Origin of the sequence: Bacillus cereus group sp. TH152-1LC (assembly GCF_027710505.1) — a bacterium.
Classification (GTDB): Bacteria; Bacillota; Bacilli; order Bacillales; family Bacillaceae_G; genus Bacillus_A; species Bacillus_A mobilis.
On the sequence record NZ_JAQFNK010000003.1, the window covers coordinates 410,371 to 431,509 of the forward strand.

The following is a 21,139-nucleotide window of genomic DNA, read 5'->3' on the forward strand; positions in this document are numbered from 1 at the left end:
AACATATTTTTAAAAATCTTTACATATATTAAACTGCTCCTGTTATGTTATACACGATTCTTTCTATACGAAAAGGCAATCCAGACTCACCACCCTGGATTGCCTTTTCTATTTTTTGAGTTATACAACATAATTTTCTGCATATATATAAAGTGGTTCAAGAGAAACCACTGAATCAGAGTACACCTTGGTCAAATGTATTCTGTTTTTCATTATCATATTCTTCCTTGGCCTAACATAAAAATAATATAGAACACAACTACGGGGATAATATATCTTATACTGTTCTACAAACTGGGTTCTTCAGATAGAAGAACCTTTTTATTTTACAACATATTTCTATGTTAACCCTACCTATAATGCACCAACTCTTTCTATTTGTATGACATTCTCCCCTATACCTCGCTACTATTCGACATTTTTATATGTACCACATTTGTTTCCCACCCCAAATTTCGTAATCTCTTCCGATTCCTTGTTACTCATTTTTTAATTCACTTCATCTTCTTCAATCATTATAATTAAATATAAGATATCCTGTATGGGGGGAGAACGAATTGATTTTCAAACTATCCATTGCACTTTTATTATTACTGTTAGCTAGCATTTGGTTATTCATCGGATATTACTTGAAAACTTCACTACTATTAGGATTAGGTTTCGGAGTTATTTTTGGTGTCATCATCATGCTATTACCTGATATGTTAGAGTGGATTATAAAAGAGGATATACCTGAAGAAATGTTTCATTTTTTAAAAAAGGAGGCGAAAACCTCCTTTTTCTTTCTTCCCTATTTCACATACACATAGGCTTCGTTTGATGTCATATAGTATGTGCGCCCTTTACTATTGTGCACTTTATATTGTGGAGACCCATCTACAATTACCTTCTCATCAATTGTAAATCCTTCTCCCGCATCCAATGTACCCGCTACAGCGCTATCCTGCCATGACGGTGTATCATAAAACCGAAGGTTATCTACTTTTGAAACCACACGTTTTCCTACAACTGGATTTACTGATTCCTGCTTTTCAAACCTGATGTACGCTGGATTATATTTCACCCATTGGTCACCGCCTAAGTTTAACCAGCCATCTTTCTCTCCCCACACTTGATACGCTTCAGGTTGATTCAGCTGACGAATAACTGAATAGCTCGTATCTGGTCCTTTACGTAAATTTACATTGTTTCCAAGAATATAAGCAATGCCTTGTGTGTGGACGACTGGGCTACCTTCACCTGTTGTTTCCATTATCCCACCATTGTTATACACTCGCTGCACATCACTTCTAAATTGAACTTCTGAAACACCATGACTACGTAAATAATCAATTGGATCTTCATGATCTGTACCGCCCAGGTACTTTCTCACATCATTATGCGTCCATAATCCTTTATCTACAGATAGATTGTTATCTTTTAAGATTCTGGCCAGTAATCTCACATACTTTTCATAACTACGCTTAAACTTGCTGTAATCAGCCGTCTCGCACAATTCCACATGAACAAATCGTTTATTGGCTCCTGGTCCTGCACCGTACGCCATGTATTTTGTATCCGCAATCTGAATGGTTTCATTCCAATCGACCGCGTAATGAACGAATGCATTTCTCCAGGTACGAGTTTCATAACGTTGAATGTTAATGGCTGGTGCTTCTGGTGTTGCGGTACTATGGGCAACCACTCCTTCATATGCCCCTACACCGCCCCTGTATGGTGTTTTCGGCACATCAGGTATCAGAAGTATTCTATCGGCAAAAACACTCGTAGAAAGTGAAAATACAAGACATAATGTGAACAACATTCCCAGTAATCGTTTCATTTTTGTTTCTCCTCCAATAGAAAAACGCACCACCGATTGGCGATGCGTTCTCGTTGTTTTTTATTTGTCTGTTTGTGCTGTCCCTTCGTGGTCGGTCCATACTCCTATCGAAACACCAAGTGTGAAAAGATACGGTAACACTTCGTCGATAAAGCTCTTCGTTTCTAGTAATCCAGCCTTTGCACAAATGAATCCTAAGAGGGAGGCAAGTGCCACCCATGTTTTCCAGTTACGTAATCGTTTTTGCATGTTCTCTCTTGTCATGTCTAATCCGTCTCCTTTTCGATTGTATCCAAGCGTTTATGCGCTTGTTTGGTACTTTCCTCTACCCTCGTGACTCGTTCTCCAAGTGCTACCATTTGTTTTTCACTTGCCTTTAAATCAATCCGGATATCATCCACACCTTTCCGGATATATCCCAGTTCTGCTTTGACCTCTGCACTTTGTTGCCCATCTGCCTTGATGGATTTAGATTTATTCAGGGCGTAGCCAAAATAGCTGATGGCGAGTGATAATAACGCAATCAACACACCAAGTTCGATTGTCATCCGTTTTCCCTCCCTCTATCCATACTCCTCATCTATATCAAAAAAGAGAGACAAGAATTGCCTCCTTTTGTTAGCAAAGCCCTATTTTGTACAAAATAAAAACAGCTTATGGCTGCTTTGGTTCCTCATTTATTAATTGTTGTACTAATACCTTTAATTCATAAATTTCAGCTTTCATTGAAACTTTCTCAAGTTTTTCTGCTTCAAGTTGTTCTTTAAGAGTGTCAACTTCCTGCTTCAACATACCGTGGTCAAATTGAAGATTTTTAACTTCAAAGTCAACTTCTTGTATTGCTTGAATAGAAATTGAAACCGAGCTATAAAGTGTTACAGCGTCTTTCTGTGGTGTGGTGAATACATCGTCAGAGTCCTCCGCAATCATACCGTAATTAATTGGAAGTATAATAGACTCCCCTGACTCGAAGCGTTCAACATCTCTTATAAAGTGATACTGTTTGATGTTTACAGAGTTGATTTTATCTAAAGCAGAGAATGGAAGGTCTTTTATATCCGTTTTAAGCTGACGAGAAGAATTAGGGATAAATTCTTGTGCCCACATACGCCCTGTAGCGCTAATATTCTCTTGCGCTCGTAATGTTCTTAATTCTATATCTTTCCATCCCTTACCCATCATATCTTTAATCTGCAAGCCATTGTTATAACCTTGTACAAAACTGGACCTTATCATTGCATTACCCATAATTAAATCATGATCGGTGGTGCCGTTTACGAAATGTATTTTATAGTCACTGCCTTTTCTTTTGAAAGTAAACTGCCCAGCGTTATTTGTAAAAATATGTGGTTCAGTTGTAGTTACAGAGAAGTAACCATATCCTGGAGCCCATCCTTCAGATTCAAAAATAATATTATTCAAGTTTTGAAAACGAAATTGTCCATCTGAATATACGCTCAGATGTCCACCGTCATTATGCATTTGAATATAGTTTGACCAAATATTAGTTCCTTCTGCATTTTCTCCTTTAGAAATCCCAAATTTCGCATATGCTTTAGAAGGTTGATCAACTCCATTCATGCGTGGCATGACTTGATAAATATAAAATGATCCTGTACCAGCGTATTTTCTATTATCAGAACCAAGGACTAATGAAGGTTGAATACTTCCATCATCTGTTTCCATAAATCCTATATAGCCACGTGGCTTATCCGAATCGAAAATCTTCATGTCTTGCTTATTTATTTCAACAAATCTGTTTCCACTTGTTTTAAGCGTTACCCCTTCTAACACTTTTCCTTTAATATGATTTGCTGTAATAAAACCTACTAAGTTAATTCTGTTCGCATTCAAAGTAATGTTTTCTTTACTCATATTGAATGCTGCGATTACATCGTTTTCTTTTACAGATATGCTAACACCCTTTTCAGTTAACTGAAGACGTGTTTCCATATCTCTTACATAAGATGATGTGGCAAATTGCCCATTTGCTTGCTCTTTTGTGTATACCTCTGTCTTTTTGGCTGAAGCATTTATACCCTGTTCATTGATAGTAAAGCGGTTATCAATCAAAGTCATTTTTTGATTAAATTGCTCAGTTGCAAGTTTGTTAGCTAATTCGCCCAACAAATCTTGTTTATTTTTATCAACTGTTTGCTTCAACTCAGGGATTTTAAACCCAGCAATATAATTCTCTACTTGTTTCAGCTCAACTTTACCTTCAATTGCTTTCGCAGTATTTTCCCATCCAGCTTTCGCCTCTTGTAATTGTCTTCCTTGTTCTGTCTGCGTATTTTGTATGAAAGAGACATTTTGTTTAATAGTAGTTGCATCTTTTTCTACAGTCGCAACACGCTTATCAAATCCATTTTGATTATTTTCCACTTTTGTTATTGTTTCTTTAATTCCATCCACATTTTTTACAATCTCTGTTGTTTTCTTTGTAAATTCATCTGTTGTTACTTGTTCTTCAGGCGGCGCTGTCCAATCTTGTGGCTTATTCCCTTTATACAAGGCAACCCATTCCACAATAGATTTCGTAGTACTACTCGGGTAATTATATAAGCTTAACTTTCGTTCATTTCCACTTGTAGCCGCAACAGCTTTGAAGGTTACATACGTTATTCCATTACCATAAACACTTGTTGCATATCCAACATTGTTGGACCCGCCATTCTGACAGATTCCAAATTTCTGACCTTGCGGGACACTCCCTTTTATTACAAAGGTATATACCTCATCCGCAAAGAAATTTTCAGTTAGAGAATATTGATTGATTAGATAATCTGTTTTTTCATATGTAACATTTGATTGTAATAAAAGGTTACGTCCACCAGCTTTATCACTATTCACCTTTGTTTCTACACTTGTTAACTTCTCACTGATTTTCCCAGCTTCTTCTTTCATTTCAGTTGTTTTTTGCTTAAGCTCACTTGTTGTTTGTTGCACATCAGAAATAGTCTTCTTTGTACCTTCTACAGTAGATTCAACTGTATGTAATGTATTGCTAATGTCAGTATCTTTTTTTGTTAACGATTCAATAGAAGTTTTAAATCCATTAGAATCCTGTTCAAACTGAGTTACTTTCTTATCAATTTCACCTTGTTTGTTTTCGATAGTAGAAATTGTACGACTGACACTTTGGAAACCTTCCTGTACTTTATTGAATTGTCCTGTAGCTTGATTCTGTGCTTCTTGTACCTTTTGGTTTAATTCGGCTTTTGTGGACTCAATATTTTTATTAGCCTGTTCAAGTGTTTCTTTCTTAACTGATTCAACATCTGGTACAACTGATTCCCAAGCTGTACCTGTCCATATTTTTAAAATGCCGGGCTTTCCGTTACTCATATCACGCCAAAGCGTTTTATTAGGTTTAAGACCTGTTGTCGGTGGATTCTTAGCTTCAATGATGTCTACCGTGTTATTTTTAAGATTCTCTTGTACTTTTTCAGCCAATGTTTTCGCTGCTTCGGATTCTTTCTTAGCGCTACTTGCTGTTTCATTTGCATCTTTCACTAATTTATCTAACTGATCCAGCATTTCTTGTTTCTCACCGAATTTACTAAGGATTCGATTGTAAATCTTTCGTAATTCTTCGTTCGGATCAGTAATTTCACGATAATCACCAAACACATATTTATCTTGTGTAGGATCTGTAAAAGATTCATCACCAGCAATTACACGTGCTTCCAGGTATAACTTAGGCGTGAACCCTGTATCTTTGATTCGGATTGTGTCGCCCTCGTTAATTAGTTCATGTGCTAGTCCGAAAATACGTCCAATCGATTGTGCTTCTACTTCATAAGAAACTAAAGTATTGACACGCTTCTTTAATTCCGTCTTCATCAAAGTCATTAATCGTTGTGGTGTCATATTTTGGTCTTCTGTTTCTGGAGTGTAGAAACCAAATTTATGTTTACCATGCACATTCCATCGCTGAAATGCGTCATTATCGACGATGTAAGGTAGTTCTTTATTTATGCTTTCCACCGTGATAAGTTTGTCACCTTCACCTCGTACAAAACCGACAAGTGCTGTACAAATATCTCTAGAATGCTCAATTCTTCTAACCTCAACTAAATCTTTTCCTAGAGTTACTTCCTTGCCAGTTTCTCGACCTCGCTTCTTTATCATATCTACGTACCAGCCAGTAATCTTGAAACCCATTACTTCGACACGATATTGGATTTCTAACTCAAACAAAGAAGCAATTTTCTTTAAAAAAGTGAGAGGGTCGATAAATTCGTCGATAGTCATACTGTGGAATGAAGAATAATCCGTTATTCCACGTTTCCATTTTGAATCGGCAAGAGCGATATCAATAAACGTATTAACTGTTTCGCTCTCTATACGTTGAGGTTTAATAATCCCATCTTTGGCGATTTGAACCCAGGCACCGGAAGAGTGTACAGTTAATGATCTATCATTTGAATCTTTTTCTACTTCATTATTAATAACATACGGAACAATGCGACCATCTCGTACTTCCTTTAAAACCAAGTTCTGTTGCTGTAATGTAACTGCATGTGGAGTGCCGTCAAAAGTTTTGAATTCTAACATATCAATGTTATTTTTGATTTCCCAATGACGGTTATCAGCCCAGTAGTCCTTTGGTTGAATAGCTGCTATAATTTGATCTGTTTTAAAATCAACGACATGAAGTATTCCACTTGGCGTTCTCATCTAAATCGCTCCTTATATGTTACCTTTGCTATCCCTATGTTAGATGGCATAATTTCAAGTTTATTCTGGCCTTTAGTTATTTTAGGATAATCACTAAAAAAGTCCTTCAGATTAATTGCACTTGTACCATTAATACTAATTAGACTTTTAGCTGTATCGATTTGCACTTTATCTCCTTTCTCAACAATATAAGGAGGATTATTGCTCCACCATTGACAGATAGAAAGTTGCACCTGCGCAACTTCATTCATCAAAATCCCCTCTTTGTCTACCCAACTAACTTTTGTTCCAGCATCATCAATCTCAGTTCCATCAGCAAATTTTGCAATATAAAACTCCCATTCATTTCCAATTCGATGTACACATAACTTTCCATAAAAATTATTCCACGTCCAAGGATGCATACCGCGTGTATAGAGCATTACTTGTTCTGCTTGATGCCCTGGATAAGCAATCTTGGCAACGCCAAATGTTTCTTCAGCCTCCCAAAATACATCGCTTAGTGACAGTCGGACTACAGGTTTACTATTCTCATCAAGTAGGGCCACTTCTACTTGTCCCATTTGTACATAACTACTACAATTGAATCTTACATAAGCATCCATTATAAAATCTTGTAATGGTCCTCCAGGAATGCTCTTTTTAACAATCGCCCCATGATTCCCTTTGTAGTTCGTATCGCCATAATCTTCTACATAAAATTGATGTCCGTTAGATTTCAATGTACCTCCACCTTTAGTGTTTTCAAACTGCGATACACTTGTCCATCCTACTGTAGTAGACATTTGATCCCACATTACTCTTTGTTTTCTTTCTACAGGCAACTGATCAGCTTGAAGGGGATAACCAATTCTGAGGTATTCATCTTTATTCCAGACATCTAAAAATGTAGATGGATTCGCAACTTCAATTTCAATAATTGGCTCTGAATGAACCGTTCCTTTATTTTGAACATTTGCTATTAACCCACGTCCATCCATTTCAAATTCTACCGTTTTAGTAGGTCCTAACTTATATGGCATAGGGCATACAAACGTAATAATTCCTTTACCTCTATTAACTAGCTCTTCTAAATCTACAGAACCATCCATAAGAGCCAAATAGGTTCGATCTAATTCATCATCAAAAATGAGTTCAGTAGGTTGTTCTGTAAATAACCACTCCGCTAAATCCTCTTTTATCTTTTGTAAATCAGCCATATCTTTCTTCGCTTTAATAGCAATAGGAACCTCAATACGACGCTCCTGTGTTTCTGTATTCATAAAAAAAGCCCCTGGACGATGAGGTACTTTGACAAGGTTTCGTTTAACAGGGGCCCATGAAGGACGTTTTCTTCCCACTAGCATTTGAATATAATCTTTTTGAATATTATTAAATGTAAAGTTTAATTTACCCAAACGTATCACCGTCCTTAAAATTGCTCTAATTGTTTTCGCTTACGTTCTTGAAGCGCTGTGGTGTACTCGTACGTACCATTCGCTAACTCTTTACCATCAAGAACATTGGTCATGTTTACAGTAAGATTTATTTCCTTTTCATCAAAAGATCTATTTGGATACATATTTCTATTAGTTGAAACATTTTGTCCACCATTAGATTGATTATAATTTGCAAATCCATTTAAGGTATCATTAGGGATACTGTAATGTGAAGTTTGGAATCCAAAATCAAAAACAGATGGCATATTACTCATTTGCTTTTTAACGGTTCCAACTACATTTTTTGCTGCATCCACAACAAATCGTTTCCCTTTATCCATACCAACTCCAACACCCTCTGGAACTGCGCTACCGACTGGAATCATCACTTTAGATGGACTGTTAATTTCTAACGCTCCAGAAATAGTCTTTTTAATCTCTCCAGCAATGCTTTTCGCCTTACTATATAACCCACCTGTCGCATCATCCAAACCTTTTTCAAGACCTTCTATAATTGATTTACCGACGGAACGTAGATTTATAGTGCTGAAGAATTTTTCAACTGTATTCCACTTATCTTCAATATCGCTCTTTATCTCCCGCATTTTATCATTAACAGCTTTTTTCTGCTCTTCAAATTTTCTTGAAACTGTATTTTTTATTTCTTCCACCTTGTTGTCGGCTGAAGTTTTGGTTTCTTCCCACCATTTCGTTATACCTGACCAAGTTTCTTTCATCTTTTGAACGACATCATCTTTCATTACTTGGTATTTGGATTTTATCTGACCAGTTTCCCAATCAACTTGATTTGCATGTTCTCCTGCTTGCGCTTTTGCTTCACTTACAATTTCCTTATGCTTATCTCTTGCTGTAGAAACCGTGCTATTATATTGACGATTTGCTTCTGCGATAGCTGCATCCGCTTCTTCTTTATTAAGTGTTCCTGACTCATCTCGTAGACGTATCGCATATGCGATTTTATCATCTCGAGTCTTTTTCGCATCTTCAATAACCTTATCTCTTGCTTTGGCACTATTTTCAACAACTTCCGCTGCCTGTCTAGCTGAAATCTCACTAGCCTGTACGCGCATATTTTCAAGAATAACTTTTTGCTCCATTTGATTTTTAGACATATGCTCTACAGCAACTCTGTCCATTTCATCTTGTAAAGCTTGCAAGGAGATGCGTTCTGATGTCGTTAACTCTCTGTTTTCTCTCGCTGCGGTTTGAAGAATTTCTTTGATTTTATTTTCTTTCTCTTGAGTCTTTAATTTTTCTTGTTCGTAATGTTGATTCATTTGTTCAATCCGCTTATTTTCTTCCTCTGCGGTTAACACATAAGAATCCGCAAAGAACTTTTTAAGTCCCTCAACTTCTTTTTGTTGTCTTGCATTTGTTTTTTCTATAATCGTGTTACCTAATTTGTCATATTGACCTATTAACTTCTGCGACTGTTCTTCTGTTATCACTTCATGGTTCAATCTAATTTCAGTTAACTTTTGTCTAATGCCATCAGACAGCTTGAAATACTCACCTAGAACTTTCTTTGTGGAAGAACTTACTTTCCCCTCTGTATTCGTAGCAAAACGATCTACCGAAGCAATACTGTCCTCTGTTGCTTTTTGATATCCTTTATATGCTAATACCCCAACACCAACAGCGGCAGCTACTACACCTAAAGCAATCGCTCCTGGTCCCAATGCTGCGGCTAATAATCCAGCAACTCCACCTGCTATTCCTAAAGATGTTGCTAAAGTCCCTAATGCAACCCCTAAAGCGCCAATCCCTGAAACCACCATTCCAACTGCTGCTAGAACTACTCCAATAACCGTTGCAATAGCCGTTAAAGCAAGAACAATACCACCTGTAATTGCGATTGCCTTTTGTATTGGTCCAGGCAGTGCATTGAAACCATCCACAAGTTTCTGTAATCCAGCGACAAAAGCACTTACCACAGGAGCAAGTGCATCACCAATTGTTTTTTTCATTGTGTCAAACGCTCCACTTAATTGTTCGATACGACCTTTCAAAGTGTTCATTTTCGTATTAGCGGTCTCTAAAGCAGTAACTTTGGACATCTCGGTATACATTTTATTTACACCTTGTGATCCTTCATTAAACAGAATCGTTGCACCACGAACTGCGTCCGATCCGAATAATGTTTCTAAAGCCATACTTCGTTGCTGGTCTGTTAAACCTTTCATGGATTCGTGAAGAATTCCAGAAATATTTTCTAGACTTTGGATGTGCCCTTCTTGATCATAAAATTTAGAAGATAAGAAAGCCGAACTAGTTGCTAATTCACGAAATGTAGTATCGCACTTATCATTCCATTTCTTTACGCCTTCCGTCTTCATTACATAACTCTCTAATGCGACTTCAATATCTCCCACACTTCTAGATGCTGGCGTGATTCCATTTTTAACCAAGAAATCAAATCCAGCCTGCGCATTATAAGTGATAAGACCTAAATCAGCCATCTTGTTATACGCTTCTTTAGTTGAAGGATTTAACCTCATGAGCATCGTTTTTAATGAAGTACCTGCATCAGAACCTTTTAACCCATTCTGTGCAAAAACTGCTAAAGCTGTTGCTGTATCTTTAAATGTCATACCTGCACCAGCCGCAACTGCTGCGGAAGCTGACAAACCATACTTCAATTCATGCACATCAGTGGCTGAAGCGTTGGCGGCCCCTGCAAGTAAGTTAGCGGCATCAGTAACACTCAAGCCATCCTTTTTAAATGCATTTAAGGCGGTAGAAGCAATTTCTGCTGCTTCTCCTAGTTCTAATTCACCTGCGGCCGCTAAGTTTAGAGCCCCTTCTAATCCACCATTGATGATGTCCGTTAAACTAACGCCGGCTTTTATTAATTCTTCAATCCCTTTTCCAGCTTCAACAGAAGAATATTTTGTATCTTCCCCATACTTTACAGCTAATTCCGAGAGTTTACTCATTTCTTGTCCAGTCGCACCCGATACAGCCTTTATGTTTGCCATCTGTTGCTCGAAGTTCATCGATTCTTCGACAGCTGATTTTAGACCTCGACCAATTGCATACGTCATTCCACCAAACACCATGCCAATTTGCATACCGGCGTTTTGTAAATGATTACCCAATGACTCCATTCGGTTTCCAAAATTAAGAAGTCTATTTCCTTGTTGTTCTAGTTCACGATTCGATTGCTGTAATTCTGTTTCAAACCGATTCAATTCAGCTGTTGCCCGATGAATTTGCTCGGCATACCGCTGTGCGGATTGACTCGCTTCACCTTCTTCTGTTTTGGCACGGTTATAAGCTTGTTGAAGTTCCCTGATTTTCTCTTTTTGTTTATCTACCATACGAGATAAAACATCTACTTTAGCTCGTGTTTGTTCCGTTGCATGAGAAAAACCGCCCATGCCTGTTGTAATAGACTGAAATTCAGCCTGTAAGGCTTTTAAAGCGTTGTTTAACTTATCCATTCCTTTTTGTTCCGCTTGACGGTTTACTTGTTTTAATTCATTTTCGAATCTATTTAAATCAGCGACCGCCTTATTAACCTGTGAAGCGTATCGCTGGGTTGCTGCATCATTTTCACCCAACTTAGCCTTATTTTGATCATAGGCTTGGCGTAATGCTCTAACTTTTTCTTTTTGCGCTTCAATCAATCTATTCAGCGCATCTGTTTTAGCACGCGTTTGATCACTAGCGTTAGCGAAGCCACCCATACCAGTACTGATTGATTTCAATTCATTCTGCAATGTCCTTACGGCACGTCCTGAATTCGCAATACCTTGACGAAAGTTCACATTATCAAGGGAAAGCCTAACGACTAAATTATTCATTTCATTCGCCATCATCTTCCCCCTTATTAGATAATGTTTTCTGCTGGAACTTCCATGTCATTTAAATTCTGATTTCCACTATTTGAATGATCTTGTTCACGATATTTTTGGTTTAGCCTTAAATAATGCCAGATATCCATTTCGTTATCGATATGATGGTGTTTATACCCCTGACGTAATAAAGAGAGGTAGAGCTCGTCCATAAACTCACTGAACGTTAGCCCCCCTCCCTCTACACGTTTGGGTTTGTTTCTTCTCCAGTTCCTGGTGTGCCACCAGCCGCTCCCACAGTTTCATTGATGATCGCATTAATTACATCGGAAGTTGTGGATAAAAATTTACGAGCATCCACACCGTCCCAATATTGATCTAATGTAAATTGTTCACCGTAAACTTTTACTACATATTGAACCATTTTATCCATATCCTCAGGACCTGGATTATTTGGAATATCAGCAAGTTCAGGTGCTTGACGAATTAAACGTGCTGGAATAAACTCCGGTAAATGAAAAGTTTTCTTTTCTTCCTTAATTATTAGTGTTAATTTCATGGCTTTTCCTCCTCGTTAATAAAAAAGAGAGAGCTTTTGCTCCCCCTTACTTTCCTGCTGGTGGTTGTACTACAGGCTTCTCATACACCTTTTTAAACCAATTATCTCCCACAGCTTTTGTAAATGTAGGTTCATCAGCATCAGCTGTAAATTTAGGCCTATCGTCAAAATCACGCTCAATAAATGAACCTTTGAGTTTCATTGTTTGGAAGTTAGGCTTATCCTTCTTCGTTTCGCCTTCTTCTTCCTCTTGTGAAAGCTTCCCTTTTAATAACCAAACATATCGATATTTCCCATTAGCCTTTAAGAAACGCCAGCCGATTGCTAAATAAGGCTTTTCACCTTCGCGTCTCTCATCTAGCACACCGTCTTTCACTTCTGGGTACCCTTCAATATCTGCTTTTGTTGATAATGAAATACTACGAAGTTCAATCTCTACTTCTACTTCCCCATCAGACTCAGCAATTTCCGATTTTTTATTATCGCTCCACATAATCTCCGAAGCTACCTTTTTAGATGTTTTAATCTTTACAGCGCCTTCCATTTCTTTCACTGCACTATAGTCAACACCTGTTGCATCATCTTTTAATAACTTTGCGTAAACAAGGCTATCTACACCGACAGTTGAACTAATTTTAATCACTTCTCCGGCCATCTATAACTCCACCCCTTTTGCGAATCGCATCGCGTAATGAAAAATTTGTGTATCATCTTCATATAAATCAGCAACCGCATAGCGTGAAAAACCGATACTTTTCATGATTTCATTCACTTTTTTATGGATTGCTGTTGTACTACCTTTTGACCAAATATCGATTTGAAATGTGATTTCACTTTCATTTTCTTCATTATCCGAAAATCCATCTGGTCTATTGTCTAGTTCAAAAAACGTAATACGCGGAAACTCTTCAGCATTTTTAGCTTTACGATAATAAACACGTCTTCCGCCTAATAAGGAAACAAGCTCCTGATTATTTTCAAGAGCTTGCACGATTTCAGGTCGTAAATTTATCATACATTCAACCTCATTTCATTCTTCAAAATATCTGTCATAGCACGAATTGCCGCTTCTTTTGAAGAATGAAATCCAGGTTCTATAAATGGCTCTGCTGGCATTTTAGACGTTCCCCATTCTAAGAACTTTCCGTAGAAATAAGGGGAACGATCCGCTTTATCTATACCAATTTTGATCGTTTTTATGCCGCCCTCCATTTTTGCTTTTGTAACCCGTATATTATCAGCCAAATGTTGTCCTGTTCGCCACGGCTCGCTTTTTGTTGCTTTTTTAGGGCTATCACTCCTTGGGGCTATTTCAGAAATAGCTTTTCGAATAGGCTCGCCACCTGCTGCAAGGGCTTTATCTTCAATCTTTTCTCCACGTAAACCCATTTGCTCTAATTCAGATATCAGGCGATCAAAACCTAAAAAATCAACACCATCAGCCATTCATTCCACCACGCTTCCACATGATTGATAAAGTGTGTTTTTCAGTTGGAATAACTGAAACAATGTCATACATTACGTTCTTATATTTAATCTTCATATCAGCATTCACATCAGAACGATATCGGATTTCTGTTTCACCTTGAATTTCGCTATTAGCTGTCGCGGCTTCAAAGTATTTTCTTCCCTTTAAAAAAATAAAAGAGCCCCATACAGTAAATGAATCCTTGTAACCTTCTATTGGATCACCGTCCGGGCTCTTTGCTTCCTCGTCTTTCACTTGAAATGTAAGACGTTTATCTAATTTACCTGGATTCACTTGAATCACCACCACAATATTGCAACTGAACTAATATCGACTGCAAACTAAATGCCAATTGTTCAGCTTTTCCAACCGCTTCACGGTTTTCATGCCAATGAGCAATTAAAATACGAGCTGCTAATTTAGCAAGCTCGCTTTTTAAATCCACATTTTTACTTGTAGCATTTTTAATATATATTTCAGCTGCTTCTAGGAAAGATGTAATAAGATCGTCCTCCTCATCCCCATCCACACGAAGATACTTTTTTGCTTCTTCTAATGTTAGTACCAAGAAGAACCCCTCCTACATCATTAAGCTTTGGCCGTAACTGTAATTTGACCATATACAACCGCTTCTGTATCCCATAACGTAACGTCTTCACGTTCAATTGCTCGGAATTCTGTTGTATTGCCTCTCCAAGCACTTCCACCCTCTTTTGTCATATCAAGCGATAACTGCTGTCTATCCCATAACACAACTGCTTCTTTCAGGTCCCCAATAATAAATGGTGCTTTACCATCTTTATCTGTAGCAATTGTCTTATTGGATAAAACAATAACGGGCTTTCCTGATAATAGCTTACGTGTTGGATTTGTTGGATCTGGTTGAAGAAGTGGACGGCCATCTTTATCTTCTAATTGATCTAAGTAATTGAATCCATCTTGGTTTGTAATAATGTTTGCTACAGCCGAGAAAGCTGGATCTAATGTGACATTTAATGCTGTTTTAATGCCTTTATAATCCTTTAAATCAACTTTTGTTAATTTGTTGATTTCTTGTAAAATTAAATAATTACGAGTTGCAATAGATTTCTTCGCAATCCACTGACGTAAATAAGCTTCTAGCGCTTGATCCGTATCATTTAATAAATCATTTGGTACAGGTAGAAATCCTGCATAATCCTCAATAACATACGGTAAACGATCAAATTGTGGCGAAGCAATTTCTTGCATTGCATTTGGGTTTCCATACTCAGATAATGGAGCGAAAGGTGTAGATGCTGCACGTTTTTCTAATGTGCGAGCGCCCTTATTCGTTGAAACAGGTTGCACATTTACATATTGCTCTAAGTTATCAACCGTTTGTTTTAATTGATTAATCGTTGTCGTAATATCTTCTGGAACAATATAACCGCCGTCTTTACCTGTATTCTCAGATAATGCTGCTTTGTATTCCTGCATAACGCTTGCTTCTTCATGACTTAAATTTTGACCACGTATAGCTTTCATAAACACTTCTTTATACGATGAATCTTCATTTTTAACTGATGATGGAGGCAAAACCCTTGCTTGTGAATTTACAGGGTCAGAAACTTGAATTTGCATCATTGCTAGATAGTTATCTAATTCATTTTTCGCGTTTTTCGCTTCTTCAATTTTCGCTTTTGCATCTTCATATTTACCGCTGTTATTAAACTCTTCCGCTTTCGCTTTCAAATCTGCAACTTTTTGGCGTAACTCTTGTTCACGTTTATCCATTCCGTATTTCCTCCTTGTTTTGGCACAAAAAATAGACCTATAGCTCTAACAGGTCTAGTGCATTTTGTATTTTTAATTGTTCGTTATTATCCTTCTTTGAAATAGAAGGAGCCTTTGCTACAATCTTATTTGGTGTTTTTTGATATTTATCAAAGTAATCACTGCTACAAGCTGCGACTTCTTTTGCTTCCACAACTTCAATATTGAAGTATTTTTCAGCTTCTTCACCACTTAACCAGGTCTCAGCATCTACTAATTGCTGAATTACTTCAATTTCGATGCCTTCTTTCAAGTTTTCTTTGTATACATTCATAATTCCAGCCTCAAGATTATCCAAGTCCTCTGCCATTTTACGAAGTACATTTGCATTTCCTCTACTTACAGTCCATGGTTTATGGACCATTAAAAAAGCATTAGAAGGAACAACAACACGATCACCAGCCAAGGCGATTACGGAAGCGATAGAAGCTGCAACACCATCCACATAAACAGTTTTTTGCGCTTTATTACGTTTCAACATGTTATAAATAGCTAAACCAGCGAATACAGAACCACCACCACTATTTACATAGATATTTAAATTACTTTTATCATCCAACTGCCCTAAAATATTTTTCACATCATCCGGCATCACATCGGAATCGTCCCATTTCCATCCGGTATTGTTTATAATGTCACCATAAATGAATAGATCAGCTGAAGAATCTGTTTGATTTTTAATTGTAAATACGTCTTTAATCGTCCTCATCTCCCTTCTGTAAAACTCCTCCATTAGCTTTTGCCAATTGATATTCGTCTGCGATTTCAATAGATACATGGTTTAAGTCAACACGGTGTTTATCACCGTATTCCCCAATCCCGTCCATATCCTCCAGTTCCAGCACCTGATTAATTGAAAATGCACCAGCATCTAACATAATTTTGTAGAATTCTGCTCGTGATTTAGAATCAGCACGTAATAAGCTTGTTAGGTTAAACTTCAAGTAATATCGTTTTTGCTCATGAAACGAAAATGATTTATAAGAAAACTCTTCTTCATATTGAATAAGAATTGGACTCAATGTATTTTGAATAAAATCCAACGCTTGTTGCTCAATATTGGAGAAAGTAGCACGATCTAACTCATTAATCATGTGCAAAGGAATATTAAAGATATTTGCAATCTCGCCCTTATCAAATTTCATACCTTCAATAAATTGGGCATCTTTTAAAGGCATTCCAACCTTCTCAAACTCTAAACCAGCATCTAAAATGGCTATCCTTTGCGCATTATTTAGACCTGTATTTGCTTCTTCCCAGGCATCACGAAGTTTATTTTTAGCCTCTTTATTTAACGGTTGTTCTGTTTTTAATATCCCGCTATGCGCTGCCCCGTTTGTGAAGAACTTACCTTTAAACTTTTGAGCTGCTTGTGAGCTCCCTATAGACTCTCTTGCAATTTGAATAGGAGGTTTCCCCCTTAAACCATCAGTAGACAATGTAGTAAGATGGATTATGTCATCATCAGGTATTTTTATAGATGTACCGTCTGGCAAACTCGTAAAATACCATAGTTTATTGGTCTTTAAGTCCACAGTGGGCGTTGTAACAGCCGGATTTAATACCCATAATTCTTTTGGTCTTCCATCCACACCCCAATGAATATTAATATAGGCGTTTCCCCATGTATTACGATGTGTTTCAATTAAATGTTTAAATTTAAATGGGCTTTGATAAGGATTTGGTCTTCTTTCTAGAACAAACGATACTTGATGTGCCTTATCCCGTTCTCTTCCCTTCGCTGTCTTTTTAAATGTTTGAAACGGAAGCATCGCAACACTATTTGCAAGGATGTTAATACACCGATAAACCGTCGGAACACCTAAAGAGGACTCAACCGTTACCTTTTCACCGCTTGCGGCTTGATAGCCAAATAAACTTTTAAACCAGGGAGAAGGATTTTTTAAATCTGTCGTATCCTGATTTCTAAATAATTGCCGAAAAATCAAAAATTTCACCTCCCTTCTATCTTCTTATCATTACCACCCCCAACATTGTGAGAATAACCCCTAACAGATACCAGCCGTAAATCGGATTCATAAAAAAAGTCGTCCCAACAATAATGGACAACCCCGTAATCAATAGAATATCTTCTAAAATACTGATGAAAAATAATAAAAACCGCATGTCATTCCTCCTAGAATGAGAAATCTTGACTTAAAATATAGGAATTTAAGTCTACCTCACCAGAATTGAGCATACAACGAACATGTGAGTTAATGACAGCCGCAATCGGATCGATTCTTTCTGTTGCTTTTGACTTGTCCAACATAATATTTTCGTTCGCATCCTGTTTTGTTATAGCGTTACTCGTTGCCCAATTTAATACAGGATTGTTATTGTGGATGACTTTCTTTAAATACACTTGTTCTCTAAAATCTTTTGTAGGACCTGATAAAGTTGCCATCCCTTGGCGTATTTCTATCATCGTATACCCTTCCGCTTCCATGTCTTGCATGAATTGCGTTGCATTCCAAGGATCCGCACATATTTCTTTAATCTTAAATTTATGGTCTTTTTCCATATTTCTAATATGTGTTTTGATAAATTCATAATCAACTACCGCACCAGGTGTTGTGGTAATCCATTTTTGTTGTACCCACAAATCATAAGGCACTTTATCCGTTTGTCTCTTTTCAACTAACGTATCTTCCGGCATAAAGCTATGACTTAACACGATATACTTATCATCCTTTTTAAACTCGAATGAAATACTTGTTAAATCAATTTTTGCTGATAAATCGACACCCACTGTACATTCCAATCCTTTTAATTCGGATAATTCCACAGTTTCTTTACAATTTTTCCATTTTTGCATGTCCATGTACCCATTTTCTTTCATGTCCACCCAACGATTCATGTTTTTAGTCAGGAAATTCCGCATTTTTTCTGGGACATCTAATGCTGATTGAAGTTCTCCTTTTAAAAAAGATTGTCCTTCTTCATAACTACATAAAATAGGATTCGCTTTCTCCCAGACTTCAGGATTCGTAATTTCATCATCCTTATCTAATTCATTGACCATCACAAAATATTCTTCATTTTCAATATCAATGTTCGGGTCTAAAATCTTAGAAACATATTGATACTCCACACGATAGCAAGGATGGCTCAAGTTGAAACCAGCTGTTGTAATAATCATCATGAGTGGATTCGGACGAGCACCTGAACCTGACACCAGAACATCATAAATTTCAGAGGTAGGATGGGCATGATACTCATCAATAATCCCGCACTGAACATTTAGTCCATCCCCAGATTTTCCCGCATCTTTTGAGAGCGCGGAAATAAAAGAATCTGTTTTGAGATGCTCAATTTTCCCATACGCAATATTGAATTTTTCTTTTAGGTCTTCGCACCCATTCATTTGCGCTTTAATTTCGTTCCAAACAATTTTACTTTGCTCTGTTTTTGTGGCACCAACATACACTTCCGACATATTCTCACCAAAGGCCATTGCTTCATATGAGCCAACGCACGCTAAAGATTGTGACTTTGCATTTTTACGTCCGACTTGCCAATACGCCTTTTTAAATCGACGTAACCCTGTATTTCGGTGCACCCATCCATAAATATTGCTAAACACGAAAATTTGTATGGAATGTGGTTCAATTCTCTGACCTGCTAATTTTCCTTTTGTATGTTTAAAAAGAGACATCCACTTTAAGAAACGAAGCGCTTTTTCTTCCTTAAAAACATATGGAAAATCTTCAGAACCTTCACGCTCAATATCTCTTAAAAATCGTTTACACGCTTGTTTATGCTTCTGACAAGCAACAACTTCACCATGTAATACATCATCACAGTAGTCCATCATCCATTGTCTGATCATGTTATACGTCAAACTCCTTTTCTACATTTGTTTTCGGACCTTGTTTACGATTTGGAATGACAATTTTCGCTCTTGCACTCGGTGTAAGACCAAACTCAACAGCCAAAGCCTTCATTTGTTCATGTAACTGTTTCTTCTTTGTAAGTAGTGGATGGGGAACTTTATTCGTTTCAGCTGCCTTATTGGTATATTCAACAAGAAGTCCTTCTTCTCGGATAATTTTGGTGCATTCAACATAGTCAGAGTAAGCATCGCAATATGTTGCTAATGCATTCACATCTATGTTTGTAATAACATCTAACTCTAGTAATTCACCGGCAATCCGTCTAAATTCTTTCTTAGCAATTGAATCTAACCACGTTGGTGGTTTTACCTTGTCCTTTTTTGCTTGTAACTGTTTTTCGGCTTTTAATCGCTGCTCGATTTCATCTTTTGTCAATCGATTTGTATTACCTTCTAATAAATGCAAATGAATCGGTTTCGCTTTCCTTCCTATGTGAACCACCTCCCTCGGCTGAACCCCCTTTTATGGAATAAAACGAACTTTTTGCACGGAAAGCTAGGCGGCGGTCTCCAGGAAGTCGCCTTTTGCTTTTTCATAGTGGGGGATGTTTATGAATTTTTTCTTTCGAATTATTTTTTGTTTTTCTTCTCATCTTCTTTTGTTTTCTTGTTATGGCAAGCATGACAGAGTGTTTGTAAATTAGTCGGTTCTAATCGTTTTGACCAATCCACTCGAATAGGAATGATATGATCGACTACATCACCTATCTTAATGATGTCCTTGCTTCTACATTGAACACATAAGCCATGATCTCTACGATAAATAAGCTCACGCATATCCTTCCACAATCTTGAGTTGTAGAAGGAACGTGAGCTTGTGTTTCGAATATGTTTGTCATAATATTTTACTGTTTCTTTTTCCTTTTCGATATGTTTAGCACAATACGTATCCCGTGTTAGTTCATTACACCCTATCAACTTACACGGCTTAAATGGTTTCCTTGGCACTCCCCACCCTCTTTCTTAACCGTTTCATTTCATCCTCGATGAACAACTTCTTTTTAGTAATCCGTTCATGACACGTTACAATGTCCGCTTGACGCTTATGAAACTCATCTAAAAATAAAACCATACTTACAGTGAGGACAAGGATAAAAGCACTTTTCGATTTTTTTGCAAGTTACTCTATTCGTGGTTGCATATCATCATCTTTATCACAATTTAAAATAGTTCGGGTATATCAGGTACAAATATATACAAATCATGATAATAAAGTTCCTACCGTCATCTGGAGAAATGATTGCCTCCATACAAATTGTGTTTCTTTTTTATGGGGGCAACTTTAGCTTCACTTCTCCTCTTACAAATCATCTATCAACTTATCATAGCTAGCTCTGTTATACTGTTGTTTGAAGGAAACTGACTGTTTGTAACAGCCCCCTGATTTGCTACCATAATACGCCAAAATTCATCTAACATCATCTTTTACGCATTCACTCCGATTCCACTTGGACCACTACCAACTGGTATGGCGGACCCTACTACTGTGTTAGTAGCTCCATCTATCACACTTACCGTATTAGCACCACTATTTGCTACATAAATTTTGTTCGTACTTGTATTCACTCCGATTCCACTTGGACCACTACCAACTGATATAGCGCCCCCTACTACTGTGTTAGTAGCTCCATCTATCACACTTACCGTATTAGCACCACTATTTGCTACATAAATTTTGTTCG

The 21,139-nt window shown here is 37.3% G+C and carries 20 protein-coding genes; 1 reads left to right on the forward strand and 19 read right to left on the reverse strand.

Annotation, left to right across the window (positions count from 1 at the left end; all coding sequences use genetic code 11):
- Nucleotides 1-557: 557 nt before the first annotated feature.
- Entirely contained in the window at nucleotides 558-809 is a 252-nt protein-coding gene (locus PDL00_RS11950; protein WP_270729157.1) for a hypothetical protein, read from the forward strand.
- Here PDL00_RS11950 and PDL00_RS11955 read toward each other — a convergent pair.
- From PDL00_RS11955 to PDL00_RS12050, 19 genes are all read right to left on the reverse strand, one after another.
- Nucleotides 791-1,822, reverse strand: a complete 1,032-nt coding sequence (locus PDL00_RS11955; RefSeq protein WP_270729159.1) for an N-acetylmuramoyl-L-alanine amidase — start codon at nucleotides 1,820-1,822, stop codon at nucleotides 791-793. The genes PDL00_RS11950 and PDL00_RS11955 overlap by 19 nt on opposite strands.
- Before the next feature lie 60 nt (nucleotides 1,823-1,882).
- A complete protein-coding gene (locus tag PDL00_RS11960) occupies nucleotides 1,883-2,086 on the reverse strand; it encodes a hypothetical protein (protein ID WP_098679758.1) in 204 nt (67 codons plus the stop codon).
- A gap of 2 nt (nucleotides 2,087-2,088) precedes the next feature.
- Entirely contained in the window at nucleotides 2,089-2,370 is a 282-nt protein-coding gene (locus tag PDL00_RS11965) for a hypothetical protein (RefSeq protein ID WP_000151299.1), read from the reverse strand.
- A 106-nt stretch (nucleotides 2,371-2,476) separates the two neighbouring features.
- The gene (locus tag PDL00_RS11970; RefSeq protein ID WP_270729163.1) at nucleotides 2,477-6,505 is read right to left on the reverse strand and encodes a phage tail spike protein; all 4,029 of its coding nucleotides are present in this window, start codon (nucleotides 6,503-6,505) and stop codon (nucleotides 2,477-2,479) included.
- The gene (locus tag PDL00_RS11975; RefSeq protein ID WP_270729164.1) at nucleotides 6,502-7,902 is read right to left on the reverse strand and encodes a distal tail protein Dit; all 1,401 of its coding nucleotides are present in this window, start codon (nucleotides 7,900-7,902) and stop codon (nucleotides 6,502-6,504) included. The genes PDL00_RS11970 and PDL00_RS11975 overlap by 4 nt, the downstream gene beginning before the upstream one ends.
- A 14-nt stretch (nucleotides 7,903-7,916) precedes the next feature.
- Nucleotides 7,917-11,762, reverse strand: a complete 3,846-nt coding sequence (locus tag PDL00_RS11980) for a phage tail tape measure protein (RefSeq protein WP_270729167.1) — start codon at nucleotides 11,760-11,762, stop codon at nucleotides 7,917-7,919.
- 220 nt (nucleotides 11,763-11,982) lie between these two features.
- Entirely contained in the window at nucleotides 11,983-12,300 is a 318-nt protein-coding gene (gene gpG / locus PDL00_RS11985; protein WP_270729169.1) for a phage tail assembly chaperone G, read from the reverse strand.
- Between the two features lie 46 nt (nucleotides 12,301-12,346).
- Entirely contained in the window at nucleotides 12,347-12,955 is a 609-nt protein-coding gene (locus PDL00_RS11990) for a major tail protein (protein ID WP_270729171.1), read from the reverse strand.
- Complete coding sequence (gp17, locus tag PDL00_RS11995) at nucleotides 12,956-13,315, reverse strand: tail completion protein gp17 (protein WP_030022312.1); 360 nt, start codon at nucleotides 13,313-13,315, stop codon at nucleotides 12,956-12,958. It lies immediately after the preceding gene.
- Nucleotides 13,312-13,746 carry an HK97-gp10 family putative phage morphogenesis protein gene (locus PDL00_RS12000; protein ID WP_208742902.1) on the reverse strand — a complete coding sequence of 145 codons (435 nt, stop codon included), beginning with the start codon at nucleotides 13,744-13,746 and terminating at the stop codon, nucleotides 13,312-13,314. Before PDL00_RS12000 ends, gp17 begins: the two co-directional genes overlap by 4 nt.
- Nucleotides 13,739-14,062 (reverse strand): phage head closure protein, encoded by a 324-nt coding sequence (locus tag PDL00_RS12005; RefSeq protein ID WP_270729176.1) that lies wholly within the window; start codon nucleotides 14,060-14,062, stop codon nucleotides 13,739-13,741. Before PDL00_RS12005 ends, PDL00_RS12000 begins: the two co-directional genes overlap by 8 nt.
- A complete protein-coding gene (locus tag PDL00_RS12010) occupies nucleotides 14,049-14,336 on the reverse strand; it encodes a head-tail connector protein (RefSeq protein WP_270729178.1) in 288 nt (95 codons plus the stop codon). Before PDL00_RS12010 ends, PDL00_RS12005 begins: the two co-directional genes overlap by 14 nt.
- Before the next feature lie 20 nt (nucleotides 14,337-14,356).
- On the reverse strand, nucleotides 14,357-15,523 hold the full coding sequence (locus PDL00_RS12015; protein ID WP_015382182.1) for a phage major capsid protein: 1,167 nt from the start codon (nucleotides 15,521-15,523) through the stop codon (nucleotides 14,357-14,359).
- A 37-nt stretch (nucleotides 15,524-15,560) separates the two neighbouring features.
- Nucleotides 15,561-16,271 carry a head maturation protease, ClpP-related gene (locus tag PDL00_RS12020; RefSeq protein WP_015382181.1) on the reverse strand — a complete coding sequence of 237 codons (711 nt, stop codon included), beginning with the start codon at nucleotides 16,269-16,271 and terminating at the stop codon, nucleotides 15,561-15,563.
- Complete coding sequence (locus tag PDL00_RS12025) at nucleotides 16,258-17,511, reverse strand: phage portal protein (RefSeq protein ID WP_270729183.1); 1,254 nt, start codon at nucleotides 17,509-17,511, stop codon at nucleotides 16,258-16,260. Before PDL00_RS12025 ends, PDL00_RS12020 begins: the two co-directional genes overlap by 14 nt.
- Before the next feature lie 188 nt (nucleotides 17,512-17,699).
- Nucleotides 17,700-19,394, reverse strand: a complete 1,695-nt coding sequence (locus tag PDL00_RS12030) for a terminase large subunit (RefSeq protein WP_270729184.1) — start codon at nucleotides 19,392-19,394, stop codon at nucleotides 17,700-17,702.
- A 1-nt stretch (nucleotide 19,395) separates the two neighbouring features.
- Nucleotides 19,396-19,899 (reverse strand): phage terminase small subunit P27 family, encoded by a 504-nt coding sequence (locus tag PDL00_RS12035; RefSeq protein WP_270729187.1) that lies wholly within the window; start codon nucleotides 19,897-19,899, stop codon nucleotides 19,396-19,398.
- A 128-nt stretch (nucleotides 19,900-20,027) separates the two neighbouring features.
- The gene (locus PDL00_RS12040) at nucleotides 20,028-20,405 is read right to left on the reverse strand and encodes an HNH endonuclease (protein WP_270729189.1); all 378 of its coding nucleotides are present in this window, start codon (nucleotides 20,403-20,405) and stop codon (nucleotides 20,028-20,030) included.
- A gap of 477 nt (nucleotides 20,406-20,882) precedes the next feature.
- A partial coding sequence (locus PDL00_RS12050; protein WP_442868329.1) for a YncE family protein occupies nucleotides 20,883-21,139 on the reverse strand: 257 nt, incomplete at its 5' end.

Coding starts and splice junctions, on each gene's coding strand:
- PDL00_RS11955 (WP_270729159.1), bottom strand. CDS start 1,822: ATGAAACGATTACTGGGAATGTTGTTCACATTATGTCTTGTATTTTCA.
- PDL00_RS11960 (WP_098679758.1), bottom strand. CDS start 2,086: ATGACAAGAGAGAACATGCAAAAACGATTACGTAACTGGAAAACATGG.
- PDL00_RS11965 (WP_000151299.1), bottom strand. CDS start 2,370: ATGACAATCGAACTTGGTGTGTTGATTGCGTTATTATCACTCGCCATC.
- PDL00_RS11970 (WP_270729163.1), bottom strand. CDS start 6,505: ATGAGAACGCCAAGTGGAATACTTCATGTCGTTGATTTTAAAACAGAT.
- PDL00_RS11980 (WP_270729167.1), bottom strand. CDS start 11,762: ATGGCGAATGAAATGAATAATTTAGTCGTTAGGCTTTCCCTTGATAAT.
- gpG (WP_270729169.1), bottom strand. CDS start 12,300: ATGAAATTAACACTAATAATTAAGGAAGAAAAGAAAACTTTTCATTTA.
- PDL00_RS11990 (WP_270729171.1), bottom strand. CDS start 12,955: ATGGCCGGAGAAGTGATTAAAATTAGTTCAACTGTCGGTGTAGATAGC.
- gp17 (WP_030022312.1), bottom strand. CDS start 13,315: ATGATAAATTTACGACCTGAAATCGTGCAAGCTCTTGAAAATAATCAG.
- PDL00_RS12000 (WP_208742902.1), bottom strand. CDS start 13,746: ATGGCTGATGGTGTTGATTTTTTAGGTTTTGATCGCCTGATATCTGAA.
- PDL00_RS12015 (WP_015382182.1), bottom strand. CDS start 15,523: ATGGATAAACGTGAACAAGAGTTACGCCAAAAAGTTGCAGATTTGAAA.
- PDL00_RS12020 (WP_015382181.1), bottom strand. CDS start 16,271: ATGAGGACGATTAAAGACGTATTTACAATTAAAAATCAAACAGATTCT.
- PDL00_RS12030 (WP_270729184.1), bottom strand. CDS start 19,394: ATGATCAGACAATGGATGATGGACTACTGTGATGATGTATTACATGGT.